Origin of the sequence: Stenotrophomonas sp. ZAC14D2_NAIMI4_7, assembly GCF_003086675.1 — a bacterium.
GTDB lineage: Bacteria > Pseudomonadota > Gammaproteobacteria > Xanthomonadales > Xanthomonadaceae > Stenotrophomonas.
In genome coordinates, this window is sequence record NZ_CP025995.1 from 3483198 (window position 1) to 3499411 (window position 16214).

Here is a 16214-nt window from a genome sequence, read left to right on the forward strand (position 1 = left end):
ACGGAAGGCACCGCCATGGGAGAGAGCAGGATGGAGCTGGCGCTGTTCGATTTCGACCACACCATCACCACCTGCGATACCTATGGCCGCTTCGTGCGCCGCGTGGCCACGCCCGAACAGCTGGCGCGTGCGTGGTGGAAGGTGGGCCCGTGGTTGCTGGCCTACCGCCTGCGCATCATTTCCGCCGAACGCATCCGTGCGCGCGTAACCCGCCTGACCTTCAGCGAACGCCACGCCGATGACATCGCCACGCTGGCCGCCGGCTTCGCCCGCGAGGTGCTGCCCGAAGTGATGCGGCCGGAAATGCTGGAACAGATCCGCTGGCACAAGGAACAGCAGCACACTGTAGTGGTCGTGTCCGGATCGCTGGATCTTTACCTGCGGCCGTGGTGTGAACAGTGGGGCCTGCAGTTGATCTGCAACCGGCTGGAAAGCCAGGACGGCCGTTTGACCGGGCGCTACGCCGACGGCGACTGTGGCCCGCGCAAGGTCGACCACATCCGCCGCCGCTTCGACCTGTCGCGCTATGTGCGCATCCACGCCTACGGCGACAGCTACGAAGACCGCCCCATGCTGGCCCTCGCCCACGAGCGCTGGTATCGCGGCAAGCCCCTGAAATAACCAACGCGCAGCCTTCGCCACGCATGAGCCTGATCCCGCCCCTGACCGAACGCCTGGACCGCCTGTTGCCGCAGACCCAATGTGGGCAATGCGGCTTTGACGGCTGCCGCCCGTACGCGCAGGCCATGGCCCGTGGCGACGCCGGCGTGGACCGCTGCCCGCCCGGCGGCGATGCCGGGGCGCGCGCACTGGCGCAGGTGCTGGGCGTACCAGCCGTGCCGTTCGACCGCACGCGCGGCGCGCACAAGCCACCGCAGGTGGCGGTGATCGTGGAAGCGGACTGCATCGGCTGCACCAAATGCATCCAGGCCTGCCCGGTGGATGCCATCGTCGGCGGCGCCAAGTACATGCACACCGTCATTGCCGACCTGTGCACCGGCTGCGAGCTGTGCATTCCGCCGTGCCCGGTGGACTGCATCGATCTGCAGCTGCTGTAAGGGGTCAGATCCCTTTTCGCAGAAAAGGGCTCTGACCCCATTCCGCGAAGCTAGTCGCAATCGACCCACACCGCCGCGCCCCACGCCCGCGCAAGCACGACACTTGTCGCAGATTGCCCGCTCGGTCGAGGCGCTTGCGGCGCAGCGGCATGGCAGCCATCACCCCGATGCAACACTGTCGCAAGCGTCCTGCTGCGAAGTGGAATGCAACGATTCTGATGGGCATTCGGCAGCAGCACGGCTATAGATGGCGTGCCACTGAAAACGAGTGGCCGGGTCTCGAAAACCCGCGACGTAAGACGTTGTTTACGCTTGCCAGCCGGCGTCACCTTGCGTGGCGCCGGCTGGCAATCCGTCTGCCGGCTATGGCGGGCGGAGCGTGGGGGTCTTCGCGCCCACCGGTTTCGTCTTGCGTCCCGGTTTTCGAGCCACGTCTCCGTCCGCCACCCTCACGTGGCGGCTACCGAATGCCTTGCACGGAGCACTGCCATGAAGACACCGGACACGGCAGCGCCGCCGATGGCCAACCCTGGCCCGAGCACGCCCAACAACCGGGCCGGCAACGCGCTCTGGCCGACGCCGACTGCGCGCTGGCCGGGCTGCGCGTGGTGCAGGAAATCATGCTGGCCGCCGAACGCACCCGTCAGAACGGCGGCGTGCAGGAACACGTCGGCGACCGCGTAATGGAAGGCCTGATGCTGGCCTGTATCGGCCTGTGCGCGCAGGCCAGTGCGCAGCTGCAGCCACGCTAGTTGAAGGGGTCAGAGCCCTTTCCTGCGGAAAGGGATCTGACCCCAGCAGGATTACGGCACGGCCGCCGTGATCACGATCTCGACCTTCCACTCGGCGTGCGCCAGCTTGGCCTCGAACGTGGCGCGGGCCGGGGTTGCGCCTTCAACCACCCACTCGTCCCACGCCTTGTTCATGCCGTCGAAATCGGCGATGTCGGCCAGGAACACTTCCGCACGCAGCACGTGCTGGCGGTCGCTGGCCACCAGCGCCAGCAGCTTGTCGATCTCGGCCAGCACCTGCCGGGTCTGCCCGGTGATGTCCTGGCTGGTGTCTTCCGGAATCTGGCCGGAAAGGTAGGCGACCTTGTTGTGCACGGTCATTTCGGACATACGCGGTCCGACGTCGTAACGCTCCATCATGGGCGTGGCTCCTGCGGGTGGACAGACCTGCATTCTCACCCACCCGGCGTGCGAAGTGTGTGCCCGGCGCGGCCACTGCATCCGGCCAGCCTGCGCACAGTCCAGCGCTGGTCAAACGGCGGCGACAGGCGCACGATGCGCCACGCTGCGTTGACACCGCCCTCGCCCCCACTGACGCACCCTTGCGCCGATGACCGCCCCAGCCGACTCCACACCTTCCGCCGCATCCACCTGGAAGCGCGTCGCCACCATCGTCATCCCGCTGCTGGTCCTGGCCCTGGCCCTGCATGGGCTGGCCAACGAATTCGACGAGAACGGCTACCGCGCCATCCGCCACGCGTTCCAGAACCTCAGCGTCGGCCAGATCGCGCTGACGGTGCTGCTGGGCCTGGCCAGTTATGCCTGCCTGATCGGCTTCGACGCCATCGGCCTGCGCCGCAGCGGCATCCGCGTGCATCCGGCACGCATCGGCATCACCGCGTTCCTGGCCCATACGCTGGGCCAGACCGTCGGCTTTGCCGCGCTGACCGGCGGCGCGGTGCGCCTGCGCGGCTACCGCAGCGCCGGCCTTGGCCTGGCGCAGATCGGCCAGGTGGTGCTGATGAGCACGCTGGGCTTCATGTTCGGTGCGTGGCTGCTGATCGGCCTGGCCCTGTGCATGGAACCGGCCGCGGCAGCGCTTGCCCTGCCGCTGGACCCGACCGCCGTGCGCGTGGTCGGCATTGTCGCCTTGGCGGCGTACGTACTGACCCTGCTGCTGGTCGGCCGCCACGGCCGCACCTTCCAGATCTTCGGTCATGGCCTGTGGCTGCCCGATCGCCGCACCATGCTGGGCGTGACCGCACTCAGCGTGGTGGAACTGGTACTGGCCAGTGCCGCCTTTTACGTGCTGCTGCCCGATTCCACCCCCACCGGTTTGCCCGGCTTCGTCGGCCTGTACCTGGTGGCGGTGCTGGCCGGGCTGGTGTCCACGGTGCCGGCCGGATTGGGCGTGTTCGAATGGAGCCTGCTGAAACTGCTGCCGCAGGTGGCCCCGGCCGCCGTGCTGGCCGCCGCGCTGATCTACCGCGTGACCTACTACGTGCTGCCGCTGCTGCTGGCCACCCTGCTGGCCCTCGCGCCGGCCTTGCGCCAGCCATTCAAGGCCGGTGCCGGTGCCACCCGCGCCGGCTGGCATGCGCTGCGCCCGTGGCTGCCGCAGATCATCGCGCTGGCCGCCTTCAGCGTGGGCGCGGCGCTGGTGATCGACGGCACCCTGCCCACGCCGCGCCGGCACCTGCTGAACGCCTCGCTGCCGATCCTGGAAACCTCGCACCTGATCGGCAGCCTGACCGGCGTGGCTCTGCTGCTGATCGGCCAGGGCCTGGCCCGGCGCAGCCATGCGGCCTGGATGCTGGCCATGGCGATCTGCGTGATCACCCCGCTGCCGATCTGGCTGCGCGGTGGCCAGCCGCTGATCGCTCTCTCTGCCCTGCTGGTGGCGATGGCGCTGTGGGCGGCGCGCCGCGAGTTCTACCGCCAGGGCGCGCTGCTGGACGAGGCGTGGTCGTGGCCGTGGTTGCGCAACCTGGGCCTGGTGCTGGTGGCGGTCACCTGGCTGCTGTTCTTCACCTACAGCCACGTGGAATACCAGAACGAGCTGTGGTGGCAGTTCGCGCTGTCCGGCAATGCACCGCGCGCCCTGCGTGCGCTGCTGGTGGTGGCCATCGCGCTGGTGATCTTCGGCCTGGCGCGGCTGCTGCACAGCACCCGCACGCCGCTGCCGGCGGCCGACGATGGCACCCTGCAGGCACTGGCACCGGTGCTGGCCGGCGCCACCGACACCCAGGCCTGCCTGGTGCTGACCGCCGACAAGGCCGTGCTGCGCGACGAGGCGCAGCAGGGCTTCGTGATGATGCAGCGCTACGGCGGTTCGTTGATCGCGATGGGCGACCCGGTCGGCCCGCCCGAGGTGGCCCGCGCCCTGATCTGGCGCTTCCGCGAAGAAGCCGACCGGCTGGGCCTGCGCCCGGTGTTCTACCAGGTGGGCGAGGCCTACTGGCAGACCTACCTGGATCTGGGCCTGGGCCTGGTAAAACTGGGCGAAGAAGCGATGGTGCCGCTGCATGATTTCGGCCTGGAAGGACGCGAGCGTGCCGACCTGCGCCAGGCCTGGAACCGCGGCAAGCGCGGCGGCCTCAGTTTCCGGGTAGCGCCGGTGGAGGAAATCCCTGCGCTGCTGCCGCGCCTGCAGGCCATTTCCAACGCCTGGCTGGAGGACAAGGCGGGCGATGAGAAGGGCTTCTCGCTGGGCAGTTTCGACCCGGCCTATCTGGCGCGCTTCCCGATCGCCCTGGTCGAGGCCGAAGGTCAGATCGTGGCCTTCGCCAACCTGTGGCAGGCACCCGCTGGCGCCGAGCTGTCGGTCGACCTGATGCGCCATGTGAACGAGGCCCCGAAAGGCACCATGGATTTCCTGTTCATCGAGCTGTTCCTGTGGGGCCGTGCACAGGGCTATGCGCGCTTCTCGCTGGGCATGGCGCCGCTGTCCGGGCTGGCCCAGCACCGCCTGGCCGGGCGCTGGAACCGGCTGGCCGGGCTGCTGGCGCGGCACGGCGAACGCTTCTATGGGTTCAGCGGCCTGCGCCGCTTCAAGTCGAAGTTCGCCCCGCAGTGGCGGCCGCGTTATCTGGCCGCACCGGGTGGCATGCACCTGCCGGCGGCGCTGCTCGATGCCACCCGGTTGATTTCGCTGGACCCGCGGCGCGGGTGACGGGGCGCGATTTCCGCCGGGCCATGCCCGGCGAACGCCTGAGGTTTTACGCGCCGCCCTTCAGGATCACCTCGGCCACGCGATCGTAATCGCCGCCGAAATGGTGGTCGCCCGGCAGCTTCACTTTCTGCACGCCTTCGTTGGCCGGCAGGTCCGGGCACAGCGCATCGGCATCTTTTTCGCCGAACACGCACAGCGTCTTCGCTGCCGGCAGCCGTGCGATTTCAGGCGCGATCGGCAGGCCATCGCCACCGCCGCCCAGCCAGTTGCTCACGTGGAATTCGAAATCGGCCTTGCGCCCCACCGACAGCAACGCAATGCGCTGCACGCGCGCACGGGTTGCGGCGTCCAGCTGGTTGATGCTGGCCGGCAGCACGTCGGCGCCCTGCGAAAAACCGATCAGCATCACCTTATCGCGGTGCCACTGTTGGCGGTAGTGCTCGATGATCTTCTGCAGGTCCGCGGCGAACCCCTGCGGGGTGCGCGCGGTCCAGAAGTAGCGCAGCGAATCCAGGCCAACCACCGACACGCCGTGCTCGGCCAGCGACTCGGCCACGTTCTTGTCCAGGCCCGCCCAGCCGCCGTCGCCGGAGACGAACACCGCCAGGGTGTCACCGTCACCGCGCGCGGGCACTTCCACCACCGGCAGGCCCTTCAGCGCATCGGGCGGCGGCGCCAGGCTCACCCCGGCCTGCGCACCCATCACCCGTGCCGCCGCCACCAGCCCCGGCGTGGCATCGCCGGCGGCGGTGCGCTTGAAGCCACGGGCCATCGCGACCTGCTGCACGAAGGCATCGGCATGGCCGGCCTTGCAGCCGGCGCCGCCATCGGCGTTCAACCACGGCAGATTCAACTCGGCCGGTTGCAGGCGGCCGTGCTTCACCCCGTCGCCGCAGACCATGCGCTCGTGGCTGTGGTCGGGGCAGAAACCGCTGGTCAGCAGGCCGGCGAACACCTGGGTATCGGCCTGTGCGGCCAGGCTGTAGGCCAGCTCGGCGCCCTCACCATCGCCACCGACCAGCGGCAGGTGGTAGCCGGGAAGGTGCAGATAGGCCTGCACCCAGCGCGAGAAGTTCTCCACGTCGCCCGCGCCGAAGGCGCAGCTGCTGTTGCCCTCGCGCTTGAGCACACCGCGCAGGTGGTCCACGTCGACCGACGCCACCAGCGCACCATCGGCGCGCAGGGCCTCGATCGGCGCTATGGCGGCCTGCCCGGCAGAGGGTTGGTGGAACCAGATCACCACGCGTTTGGGCGCACCACCCGGTGAATGCACCGGCACCTGTTCAAAGCGGCCGTGGCTGACCTGCTGCACATCGGCGGCCGCCGATCCCGCCGCCAGCGCCAACACCAGCCCCATCGCCCTGCCCAGCCCTGCACGCGTCATGTCGCATCCCCGTTGGAATGCGCACACGATACGCTGCCGGCGCGTGCACGGCATGTACCGGCGTGGGCGGTTCAGCCGGCGCTGGCGATGCGCGTGCGGCGGTACAGGATCACCGCCAGGTGCAGCAGCCAACCGACGATGACCGCGATCACGATCTTCTGCCCCAGCCCGCGCGGTGGACCATCGCGCCACAGCACGTGCATCCACAGCAGCACGAACGCCAGCCACGCCCACGCCCATAGCAGCGCCGCGCTGCGCTGCCAGCCCGGTTCGCGGCGCAGGTACCAGGCCTGCAGCAGCATGGCCACGCTGGCACACAGGAACGCGGTGTTGGCGGCCAGCCCATGCACCAGCGGCGCGATCAGCGGCGCCAACTGCGGCAGCCAGCTGTCACCGATCGCCACGGTGGCCAGGCCCAGCGCCGCCACGGTGAACAGCAAGGGGGCGGCGGCGCTGCGGCGCGGCCCGCGGCTGCCGCGGTACACGGCAATGCCCAGCAGCGCGATGGCCAGCGCCAGCAGACAGTACGCGCTGCGCAGGGCCAGCCCCCAGGGGCCGTCCAGGTACAGGCTCAGCGTTGCCCTCACCCAGTCCAGGTCGGCGCGCGCGAACTGCGTCCACAGTGCGGTAGCCACGAACAGCAGCAGCGCCACCAAGGCCAACAGCGCTGCGGGGCGGGCCCGGCTCACGGCGTCTCCTGCGGGTGCCGCGCCTGCCATTCGGCCAGGGCCTTGCGGTAACGCTGCAGTTCTTCCGAATACAGGTCCAGCACGCACAACGGGCAACCGCTGCCGCAGCACTCGTTGGGGCCGGGTTCTTCCGGCGGCAGCGGGCGCGGGTCGGGATCGGGCACGGGATCGGTCACAGGCAGATCAGACAGGACAGGAAACACCGCGCCAGTGTAACGGCCCCGCTCAGCGTTCCAGGTGCCGGCGCAGGTTGGCGCGCGCCGCGGCGTCCAGACGCGCATGGAAGAAATCGCTCAAAAAGATGCGCGGCGCGCGCAGCAGGCCCTGCAGGAAGCGACGGCGACCTGCACGGTACAGGAAGCCCGGAACGACACCCCGGTACTCTTCGGCCACGCCGCGGTCGTAGGCATCGAACACCTCGGCCGGGGCGCCCAGGATGGCCATGTCGCAGTCCAGGAACAGCGCGGCCTCGGCGTCCACCCCATCGGGCCCCAGCGCACCGTGGCGTGCGGTCAGCAGGATCAGCTGTTCCACCCGCGCGGCATCCACCTGCGCAAAAGCAGGCACATCGCCAATGGCCCGCACGGCCAACTGCGCCGAACGGGCCTCGTTGTCCTTGCGCCCGGCCTGGTACACCGCATCGTGGTACAGCACGGCCAGGTAGACCTCGGCCGGCTGCTGCCAGCCCGGGCCCTCGGCCACCTGCTGGCAGTGCTGCAGCACCGCGCGCACGTGGCCGAAGTGGTGGTAGGCGCGCGGTGGCGTGGCATAGGCCGCTTCAAGCGCCTGCCACTGCGCCGGCGCCAGCGGAACGGGGGCGAAATCCATGTAACGATGATCCCGCCGACGCGCGGCCAGAGCAAGCTGGTCAGTTTTTCACCACGCACTCACAACGCTTGCCCGGCAAGCGCTGGCGGCGGTTGTCCACAGCTTTGTGAAGCGCTGGTCCACATTCTCTGTGGATCAACGCTTGTGCCGACGGACGGTGTGCGCCCGGTCGGGGCCCCCGATCTACACTGCCGGCAGGCGGAAGCGTCCGCCGTCGTGCAGGAACTGCTCATGCACCTGCTTGCCGCTTGCGGCCTGACAATGCTGTTGGGAATCGCGCCGTCCCTGGCGGCGCAGGGCCAAGCCGCGCCCACCGACCCCGCCCCGGCGCCCGCGCTGGCCACCCTGCAGACGACATCCGCGCCGGTGCCCACGCCCGAGCAGGTGCTGGCCATTCCAGCGCCGATGCGGCAGATGCTGCAGCAGCAGGTGATCAATCGTTCGCGCTCGCGCGACCAGCGCGCGCAGGCCCTGGTCGACATGATCTTTTCGCAGCGCGGCCTGGACCTGCAGTACGACGCCAACGCCACGTATACCCTTGCCGAAATCTGGCAGCAACGGCGGGCCAACTGCCTGGCCTTCACCCTGCTGTTCGTGACCCTGGCGCGCGAGGCCGGCATCCAGGCACGCGTGCAGCAGGTGGACCGGGTGGTGTCCTGGTACCAGGACCAGGACCAGGGCGTGGTCTACAGCGTGGGCCACGTGAACGCGTCCATCGTGGTGGACGGGCGCAGTGGCACGGTCGACCTGGACCGCAACGTGCTCTATGACCGCCGCGGCCCGCAACCGATCAGCACCGCGCGGGCGCTGGCCCACTTCTACAACAACCGCGGCGCCGAACGCATGGCCAGCAACGATGGCGCCGGCGCGCAGGCGTTCTTTGCGGCGGCGCTGCAGCAGGATCCGGGCTTCGCCTCCACCTGGAACAACGTCGGTGTGCTGGCCAGCCGCCGTGGCGACCTGGTCGCCGCGCGCATGGCACTGGAAACCGCGCTGCGGCTCAAGCCCCGGCATGACGCCGCGCTGGCCAACGCCAGCGCCCTGTACGAGCGCATGGGCATGACCGCGCAGGCGCACGCCCTGCAGCAGGTGCTGCACGAGGTGCAGCGCGAAGATCCGTTCGTGCAGTACATGCTGGGGGCGCAGGCCGAGCGCAGGGGCAACCTGGCCGACGCGATCCGTTACTACCGGCGTGCCGTGCGCCTGTACGACAGTGCGCACCAGTTCCATTTCGGGCTGGCCCGCGCCTATTTCCGCAGCGGGCAGGTACAGCGGGCCGACCGCGAACTGCTGCGTGCCCAGCAACTGGGCGGGGCGCCCGAGCAGGCGCGTTACCAGGCCAAGCTGGACAGCCTGGCCCGCTGGCGCGCGCAGCAGCAGGCGCGGCGCTGAAGCGCGTCAGGCCTTTTTCAGGAAGCAGGTCTTCAGCACCAGCCCCTTGATCTTGTCCGAATTACCTTCAATGTGTTCGGCATCGTCCTCGACCAGGCGGATGTTGCGGATAACCGTGCCCTGCTTCAACGGAATGGAAGACCCCTTCACCTTCAGGTCCTTGATCACGGTGACCGTATCGCCGCTCTGCAGCGTATTGCCGTTGCTGTCACGCACCACCAGCCCCGCGCCACTGGCCTCTTCGGCGGTCCACTCGAAGCCGCAGTCGGCGCAGATCCACAGCGCGCCATCGGCATAGGTGTTTTCCAGGGTGCACTGCGGGCAAGCGGGAGCGGACGACATCAGCAAGTACCTCAAAATGAATCAACAACCGCCATTGTAACCGGCACGCCTGTGCTCCGATTTTTCTCGCGCGCGCGGCGCTTTGATTGATCTCGCTGGGGCGGGACGGAGAGGGGCCGAGGGGACACGCGGTAAATACGTCCATGTAGCTCGTAGGCGCCATCCGTGGCGCCTGCGGTCCCGTCGGCCCCTCTCCGCCCCGCCTTGACAGTTTCCCGCGGCGGCGGCCGGGACAATCAAAAGCTTGGGCTGCTGCTTTGTTGTCTGTTGCCGCGCTCCGGGAACTGTCCAGAGCCGAGGGGGCGGCCGGAGCAGGACCGCAGGCGCCATGGGCCCGGGGCATGCCTCGGGCGGGTTGGGCAGGACGCCCAACCCCGGTCTTGCCGTGTGCGCAGGACAGCGCTCACGAGCAAGGCGCCTACGAGCCCCCATGGTGAAGTGACCCCCGGGAGTTGGACACCTGATCCGACCCCGAGGTTTGCATGAATAGATATGAGGTTTGTTTCAAATTGCAGGTCGCCAAGGAGGCCTGTAACACCTCCACATCGGTCAAGGCCGTTGCCCGCCGCCATGGCCTGGAGTTCTCCACGGTGAGGCGGTGGGCAGCGACCTAACTACAACGAGAATCGTATCCGCCTGAAATTAAAGGGCTTGAGCCCGGTAAAGTACCGGGAGCAGGCCGCGCTGGCCGCCTGATCCCCCACCTGTCCAACTTCAGGGGGTCACTTCATGGATGGGTTAACGGCGTGTCCTGCTCCGGCCGCCCCCTCGGCTGAGCACGGATCAGGCAGGCGCTGAAACCCAACCGAAGCCGACTGAAACTTGCAGGACGCGCCGAACTGCAGCAGAGTGCGCGGCCCCCGCCTGTCCCCCGGATTTCCCATGCGCCTCGGCATCGACTTTGGTACCAGCAACTCCGCCGCCGCGATCGTCCGCGATGGCCAGCTGCTGCCGATCCGCTTCGGCGACGCCGAACAGTTCCGCACCAGCGTCTACTTCCCCGGCGTGGTGCCCGACCCGGACGATTTCCAGCTCGATGCCGGGCAGGAACACCAGCTGCAGCAGATGATCGACAGCGCCGCCCGCGCGGCCCGTGCCGCCGGCCAGGAACGCACGCCGCAGGCCCTGCGCCGCGAAGCCCTGCGCGCCCTGCGCCGCGAATGGATGGAAGCCCGCGCCGGACAGGAACGCAGCGCCAGCGACCTGCTGCAGAACGCGGTCTACGGCGACGAGGCGCTGGAAGCCTATTTCGAGGAACACGAAGGCAACCTGGTGCAGAGCCCGAAGTCGATGCTGGGCTACAACCTGCACCCGCGCGCGAAGCAGACCATCACCGGTATCGCCGCGCACATCCTGGAACACATCCGCCTGACCGCCAGCGCCCAGCTGGGCCAGCCGCTGCGCGCCGCCCTGCTCGGCCGCCCGGTGCAGTTCCGCAGCTCCATCGGCGATGCCGGCAACGCACAGGCGCTGGACATCCTGCGCGAGGCCGCCAGCCAGGCCGGCTTCGACCAGATCGATTTCCTGGAAGAACCCGCTGCCGCCGCCATGCATTACCACGCCGAAAGCCGCGAGCGGCACCAGGCCGTGATCGTCGATATCGGCGGCGGCACCACCGACATCGCCCACGCCGAGGTGGGCGGCGACGCCGCACCGCGCATCCACCGCGCCTGGGGCATCGCCCGCGGCGGTACCGATATCGACCTGGCACTGAGCCTGTCCAGCTACATGCCGCTGTTCGGCCGCGGCATCACCCGCGTTCCCGCCCACCATTACGTGGAAGCGGCCACGGTGCAGGACATGACCCGCCAGCGCGAGTTCCGCCTGCACAAGTACGACCACGTGGACGCGCCCTGGGGCGACCGCCTGCAAACACTGCAGGACACCGGCAACACCGCCCGCCTGTACCGCGACGTGGAACGCGCCAAGATCGCCCTGAGCAGCAGCCCGCAACACCGCAGCGCGCTGGACTACATTGCCCGCGACCTGCATGCCGACACCAGCGCCGAAGGCCTGACCGCTGCCGCGCACGGCTACCTGGAACAGATCCGGGCCCTGCTGGCGCAGGTCCGTAGTGATATCGGCGGCGATCCGGACGCGGTGTTCCTGACCGGCGGCATGTCCCGCGCCGGCTACCTGCGCCAGGCCGCAGCCGAGGCCTTCCCCGGTGCCCGCATGGTGCATGGCGAGCCCTCGCTGGGCGTGGTGCAGGGCCTGGCGCTGGCGGCAGCCAGCCGGGATTAACAAAACGTTACGTGAACTTTGCTACCCTCGGTAGGCTTGATAGGGCTCTACCTTCCGCCGGCTGCGCCGGTGTGTGTTCCCGGGTAGGGCCCGGCCCGCGCAGCGGGCCTTGCGGCCATGCCTTCTGGCTCGTTCATGGTCCGCGTACTACCCGAGCCGCCATCGAGACCCGCTTTGGGCACCCGCCTGGCCCCTGTGGCCGCACAACCTGAAGAAGCACCTGCACCCATCGACTGCCGCCGTTGTGATGCGGTCTGCTGCCGGTTGCCCGTGCTGCTGCAGGCGGGCGACGAGGTGCCCCGCCAGTATACCTCGCGCGACAGGCACGGCCGTGCCGTGATGGCGCGCAATGATGAAGGCTGGTGCGCGGCGATCGATCCCTATCACCTGCGCTGCACGATCTATTCGCAGCGCCCGGCGATCTGCCGCCAGTTTGCGATGGGCGGCGATGACTGCCGCCGCGAGCGGCAGGACTACCTGCGCCAGGCCGATGCCTGGGCGCTTTCCTCCCCTTCCACCTGACAGGAGCAACCATGCCCCGCAAGGCAAAGACCCCCGCGAAGGCTAGCAACAGCATCCGCAGCGAACGCAAGGGCGCGGCCGCCAGCACCACGGTCAGCAGCGATTCGATTGCGTCCGATCTGGCCGCGTTCCGCAAGAGCGGTGGCAAGATCGAAGTACTGGGCACCACCTGGGCGCTGAAGAAAGCCAGCTGACCCACCCTGACCGCGGCGGCGCTGCCGCCGCGGCCTGCCGGGCCGGCTCAACGGTCCAGACGGACCTGCACACTGCCCGAGTGCGACTGCACGCGGATATCCCCATCACCACTGCCCAAGCGGGTGTCCAGGTGGCTGCCCGGGCCGTAGCGTGGGCGTTCCACGCTGCCCGCATCGCTGTTGATCGCACCACTGAAGCTGTTCACTGACAGCTGTGCCGACACCGTTCGCGGCAGCCGCAGGCTGACCGACGCACTTACCGATTCCACGCTGATACGGCCGCCCGGCGCCAGGGCAGACGCCGACAGATCGATGCCGCCGGACACCGTTTCCACGGCCAGGCGCTGGATGCGGCCGGCATCCACCCCGACCCTGCCCGATACGGTCTGCGCACCGATGTCGCCGGCCACGCCGCCACCGGCCTGGATCTGCCCGCTGACTGTGTTCACGTCCAGCCGCGGCGTCTGCAGCCGAGCAGTCACATTACCGCTGACCGAATTGAGCTTGCTGTCGGCACTGCGCCCAGCCGCACTCAGGTTGCCGCTCACCGTGTCGGCCTGCAGCCGGCGCACATCGATGCCACTGATGTCCTGGTCGGCACTGACCGTGCTGAGCAGCAGCTCGGACGAGCGCGGAACGTTCAACACCAGGGTGGCGCCGCCGTTATTGCTGCGCCGTGGGTATTCCACTTCCCAGCGCACGCGGTTGGCGCTTTTTTCCTGGCGCAGCTGCAGGCCGTCGCTGAGGCTGCCGGTCAGCTGCACATCGTTGCGGTCCCAGCCGCGCACCGTGACCTTGCCGGCCACGTTGCTCAGTTCAATACGCCCACCACTGGCCAGGGCGTGGCGCTCATCCACGCGGGTGTCGGCCAGCGCCAGCGAGGGCAACAGCAGCAGCGCAGCAGACAGGGGAAGCAAGGCTCGCATCGGGAATCTCCTCAGGTTGTCAGTCCGGCGGCGGCCTGTGCCGCCTGCCGGGTCAGTTCCAGCCGCAGCGCGTAGGTGCGCCGCAGTTGTGCCAATAGATGTGCAGCGCGCGGGTCCTGCGCCATGGCGGCGCGGATCTGCACCACGCTGCGGTCCAGTTCCTGCAGCGCCGGCTGCCATTCCGGCGCACGCGCTGCCGGCAGCGACGCCACCGCCTGCTGGTACTGCGCGGCCATGGCATTGGCCTGCAGCTGCAGGCCGCCGGGTGCCGGCGCCTGCACGGCGTCATTCCGCCACGGGGCCACCGCGAACAGCGCCAGGCCTGCGGCCAGCGCCGCGCCCAGCGGCAGCCAAGCGCGCCGCAGCGGGCGACGCGGCAGCGCCACCACCACGGTCGGCGCGGTGGTCGCCTGCACCGGCTCGCGTGGCGGCAACCGTGCCGACAGCCGCGCCCAGCCATCGGCAGGCGGGGTGCGCTGCTTCGGCAGGTCGCGCAGCCGCGCCAGCAGGTCGTGATCGGGGTCGGGTGTGGTCATGTCATGTCTCCCAGCCGCGCACGCAGCAGGCCGCGCGCGCGATGCAACTGTGCCTTGGAACTGCCGACGGCCATCTGCAGTTGTTCGGCGATTTCGTGGTGTTTCCAGCCTTCGATGTCGTGCAGCACCAGTACCGCACGGGCCCGCGGTGGCAGTGTTGCCAACGCCCGCTCCAGATCACGCTCGGTGCCGGCGCAGCGGTCATGCACGGCCAGCTCCTGCAGGCCGCCTTCCATGTCGTCCAGGCTGTGGTGGTCCTGTCCGCCGGCGCGCACGCGCAGTTCCATCAGCGCGGCGTTCACCCCCAGCCGGTGCAGCCAGGTCGCCAGGCTGCTTTCAAAGCGGAAACCCGGCAATGCCTTCCAGGCCTGCAGGAATGCTTCCTGCAACGCGTCTTCGGCCCGTGCCTGCTGCCCGCCGCACAGTCGCCACAGCACGGCGAACAGGCGCGGCGCATGACTGCGGTACAGGCATTCATAGGCCACGGTGTCGCCGGCCGCAGCCGCCCGTATCAACGCGGGCTCATCGGCCGCATCAGCGGCGGCAGGTGGCGGTGGCATGGTGGTGTCGAGCATAGCGCTTGGATGCAGCGCCCCAGCAAAAGGTTTAGACGGCCCGCGACCGCTTCGGCATGCAACCTTTTCGGCCGCCGCTGCATCCATGCCTGCATCCCCCCGCGTGGCCGCAGGCCCGGAGACCCCATGTCCGCCACCCACTGTGCTGCGCTGCTGGCCATCGCGATCTGCGTGGCGCAGCAGGGCCTGGGCCTGTCGCTGCAGTGGCACGGCGACGCCCACGGCGCGTGCCTGCGGCAGCACGGCCAGACTCTGGTCTGCCTGCAGTGGCCCCCGACAGTCGAAACGCCATCGCGCGCCGGGTAACATCGGGCGTTGTTTCCTGCTGCCCGTTGTCGCCCCATGATGTTGTCACTGAAGGATCACCTGCCGGCCTGGAGCCATCCGTGGCTGGACTATGCGGGCATTGCCCTGCAGATCGTGCTGGTGCTGGTGGTCGCCTGGCTGTTGCGGGTGCTGGCCCGTCGGCTGATACGGCGCTTTTCCGAGCACTACACGCTGCCGCAGGAAATGGCGATGGGCGCGCGGCGGATCAGCAGCTTCGTGGTCTATTTCAGTGCCCTGCTGTACATCCTCAGCCTGCTGGGCGCATCGCCTTCGGTGCTGTGGACCGCGTTCACTGGCTTTGCGGCAGTGGGTGCTGTGGCTTTCTTCGCGGCCTGGAGCGTGCTGTCCAACATCTTCTGCACGTTGCTGATCTTCACCACGCGCCCGTTCCGCCTGCACGATTACATCGAAGTCCTGGAGAACGGCGAGAAGCCCGGCCTGAAGGGGCGGGTGATCGATGTGAACCTGATCTACACCACGCTGCAGGAAACCGGCGACGGCCACCAGGGCACGGTGCTGCAGCTGCCCAACAACCTGTTCTTCCAGCGCACGGTGCGCCGCTGGCGCGACCCGTCGCAGGCCCCCGGCGGCATCCAGGGCGACGGCTGAGGGGGTTTTTCTCTGCAGGGCTTGCAGCCCTGCACCTGCTCAATGCAACGGCAACGGCAACGGCAACGGCAACGGCAAAAGCTTGCATTCCGTGGGTTGGCGGGGCGGTGCGGGCTTGCAGGACACGCCGTAAACCCGTCCATGAAGTGACCCCCGGGAGTTGGACACCTGATCCGACCCCGAGGTTTGCATGTATAGATATGAGGTTTGTTTCAAATTGCAGGTCGCCAAGGAGGCCTGTAACACCTCCACATCGGTCAAGGCCGTTGCCCGCCGCCATGGCCTGGAGTTCTCCACGGTGAGGCGGTGGGCAGCGACCTAGTTAGCCTGGAAGCTGGCCTGGTGGAGTACATCCGTTACTACAACGAGAATCGTATCCGCCTGAAATTAAAGGGCTTGAGCCCGGTAAAGTACCGGGAGCAGGCCGCGCTGGCCGCCTGATCCCCCAACTGTCCAACTTCAGGGGGTCACTTCACCATGGGGGCTCGTAGGCGCCATCCATGGCGCCTGCGGTCCTGCAAGCCCACACCACCCCGCCTTCGACAGTTTCCCGCGATCTGCCGGAACGGCGTTCCGCTCTGGTAGGTGTCGACCTTGGTCGACACAGATGAATTCATTCGATATCTGTGAGATGTGTCGACCAAGGTCGACACCTACCAACAGCCGCGCATGTGACGCGATGGCC

18 protein-coding genes and 4 pseudogenes are annotated in these 16214 nt (G+C 68.5%); 13 read left to right on the forward strand and 9 right to left on the reverse strand.

The window, feature by feature from the left end:
* The first annotated feature begins 30 nt into the window (after window positions 1–30).
* The 3 genes and pseudogenes from C1922_RS15980 to C1922_RS15990 all read left to right on the forward strand — a co-directional run.
* Window positions 31–621: an HAD family hydrolase gene (locus C1922_RS15980; RefSeq protein WP_108750664.1), complete on the forward strand. Its 591-nt coding sequence runs from the start codon at window positions 31–33 to the stop codon at window positions 619–621.
* A gap of 23 nt (window positions 622–644) precedes the next feature.
* Entirely contained in the window at window positions 645–1058 is a 414-nt protein-coding gene (gene rnfB, locus C1922_RS15985; RefSeq protein WP_108750665.1) for an Rnf electron transport complex subunit RnfB, read from the forward strand.
* 500 nt (window positions 1059–1558) lie between these two features.
* Window positions 1559–1810 (forward strand): annotated as a pseudogene (locus C1922_RS15990) (hypothetical protein); the annotation flags it as partial.
* A 51-nt stretch (window positions 1811–1861) separates the two neighbouring features.
* Here the strand turns inward: C1922_RS15990 and C1922_RS15995 are convergent.
* Window positions 1862–2209 (reverse strand): RidA family protein, encoded by a 348-nt coding sequence (locus C1922_RS15995; protein ID WP_108750666.1) that lies wholly within the window; start codon window positions 2207–2209, stop codon window positions 1862–1864.
* A gap of 190 nt (window positions 2210–2399) precedes the next feature.
* On the opposite strand from C1922_RS15995, the gene mprF reads away from it, so the two are divergent.
* Window positions 2400–4961 (forward strand): bifunctional lysylphosphatidylglycerol flippase/synthetase MprF, encoded by a 2562-nt coding sequence (gene mprF / locus C1922_RS16000; RefSeq protein WP_108750667.1) that lies wholly within the window; start codon window positions 2400–2402, stop codon window positions 4959–4961.
* 46 nt (window positions 4962–5007) lie between these two features.
* On the opposite strand, the gene C1922_RS16005 is transcribed toward mprF, so the two are convergent.
* The 4 genes from C1922_RS16005 to C1922_RS16020 all read right to left on the reverse strand — a co-directional run bounded on the left by C1922_RS16005 (window position 5008) and on the right by C1922_RS16020 (window position 7862).
* Window positions 5008–6345, reverse strand: coding sequence for an AcvB/VirJ family lysyl-phosphatidylglycerol hydrolase (locus tag C1922_RS16005; protein WP_234413350.1), 1338 nt, complete (start codon window positions 6343–6345; stop codon window positions 5008–5010).
* Window positions 6346–6416: 71 nt separating this feature from the next.
* Window positions 6417–7034, reverse strand: a complete 618-nt coding sequence (locus C1922_RS16010; protein ID WP_108750669.1) for a DUF998 domain-containing protein — start codon at window positions 7032–7034, stop codon at window positions 6417–6419.
* Window positions 7031–7210 (reverse strand): oxidoreductase-like domain-containing protein, encoded by a 180-nt coding sequence (locus C1922_RS16015; RefSeq protein ID WP_108750670.1) that lies wholly within the window; start codon window positions 7208–7210, stop codon window positions 7031–7033. The genes C1922_RS16010 and C1922_RS16015 overlap by 4 nt, the downstream gene beginning before the upstream one ends.
* A 49-nt stretch (window positions 7211–7259) precedes the next feature.
* Window positions 7260–7862, reverse strand: coding sequence for a hypothetical protein (locus C1922_RS16020; RefSeq protein ID WP_108750671.1), 603 nt, complete (start codon window positions 7860–7862; stop codon window positions 7260–7262).
* Window positions 7863–8093: 231 nt separating this feature from the next.
* Here C1922_RS16020 and C1922_RS16025 point away from each other — a divergent pair, with 231 nt between their 5' ends.
* Window positions 8094–9254 carry a transglutaminase-like domain-containing protein gene (locus C1922_RS16025; RefSeq protein WP_108750672.1) on the forward strand — a complete coding sequence of 387 codons (1161 nt, stop codon included), beginning with the start codon at window positions 8094–8096 and terminating at the stop codon, window positions 9252–9254.
* Between the two features lie 6 nt (window positions 9255–9260).
* On the opposite strand, the gene C1922_RS16030 is transcribed toward C1922_RS16025, so the two are convergent.
* Window positions 9261–9596: a zinc ribbon domain-containing protein YjdM gene (locus C1922_RS16030; protein ID WP_108751627.1), complete on the reverse strand. Its 336-nt coding sequence runs from the start codon at window positions 9594–9596 to the stop codon at window positions 9261–9263.
* Window positions 9597–10078: 482 nt separating this feature from the next.
* On the opposite strand from C1922_RS16030, the pseudogene C1922_RS16035 reads away from it, so the two are divergent.
* The 4 genes and pseudogenes from C1922_RS16035 to C1922_RS16055 form a co-directional block, all read left to right on the forward strand.
* Window positions 10079–10207, forward strand: a pseudogene (locus C1922_RS16035) (transposase); the annotation flags it as partial.
* Window positions 10208–10478: 271 nt separating this feature from the next.
* Window positions 10479–11840, forward strand: a complete 1362-nt coding sequence (locus tag C1922_RS16045) for an Hsp70 family protein (protein ID WP_108750673.1) — start codon at window positions 10479–10481, stop codon at window positions 11838–11840.
* Window positions 11841–12068: 228 nt separating this feature from the next.
* Window positions 12069–12362 carry a YkgJ family cysteine cluster protein gene (locus C1922_RS16050; RefSeq protein WP_108751629.1) on the forward strand — a complete coding sequence of 98 codons (294 nt, stop codon included), beginning with the start codon at window positions 12069–12071 and terminating at the stop codon, window positions 12360–12362.
* 11 nt (window positions 12363–12373) lie between these two features.
* On the forward strand, window positions 12374–12556 hold the full coding sequence (locus tag C1922_RS16055; protein WP_108750674.1) for a hypothetical protein: 183 nt from the start codon (window positions 12374–12376) through the stop codon (window positions 12554–12556).
* Between the two features lie 47 nt (window positions 12557–12603).
* On the opposite strand, the gene C1922_RS16060 is transcribed toward C1922_RS16055, so the two are convergent.
* The 3 genes from C1922_RS16060 to C1922_RS16070 are packed head-to-tail and all read right to left on the reverse strand — an operon-like array spanning window position 12604 to window position 14593.
* Entirely contained in the window at window positions 12604–13482 is an 879-nt protein-coding gene (locus tag C1922_RS16060; RefSeq protein WP_108750675.1) for a DUF4097 family beta strand repeat-containing protein, read from the reverse strand.
* Between the two features lie 11 nt (window positions 13483–13493).
* Window positions 13494–14018 carry a hypothetical protein gene (locus C1922_RS16065; protein WP_108750676.1) on the reverse strand — a complete coding sequence of 175 codons (525 nt, stop codon included), beginning with the start codon at window positions 14016–14018 and terminating at the stop codon, window positions 13494–13496.
* The gene (locus C1922_RS16070; RefSeq protein WP_108750677.1) at window positions 14015–14593 is read right to left on the reverse strand and encodes a sigma-70 family RNA polymerase sigma factor; all 579 of its coding nucleotides are present in this window, start codon (window positions 14591–14593) and stop codon (window positions 14015–14017) included. The genes C1922_RS16065 and C1922_RS16070 overlap by 4 nt, the downstream gene beginning before the upstream one ends.
* A 126-nt stretch (window positions 14594–14719) precedes the next feature.
* Between C1922_RS16070 and C1922_RS16075 the strand changes: the two genes are divergently transcribed.
* The 4 genes and pseudogenes from C1922_RS16075 to C1922_RS16090 all read left to right on the forward strand — a co-directional run.
* Entirely contained in the window at window positions 14720–14899 is a 180-nt protein-coding gene (locus tag C1922_RS16075) for a hypothetical protein (protein WP_108750678.1), read from the forward strand.
* A gap of 36 nt (window positions 14900–14935) precedes the next feature.
* Entirely contained in the window at window positions 14936–15529 is a 594-nt protein-coding gene (locus C1922_RS16080) for a mechanosensitive ion channel family protein (protein WP_108750679.1), read from the forward strand.
* Window positions 15530–15719: 190 nt separating this feature from the next.
* Window positions 15720–15848, forward strand: a pseudogene (locus tag C1922_RS16085) (transposase); the annotation flags it as partial.
* 20 nt (window positions 15849–15868) lie between these two features.
* A pseudogene (locus C1922_RS16090) lies at window positions 15869–15970 on the forward strand (IS3 family transposase); the annotation flags it as partial.
* Between the last annotated feature and the right edge of the window lie 244 nt (window positions 15971–16214).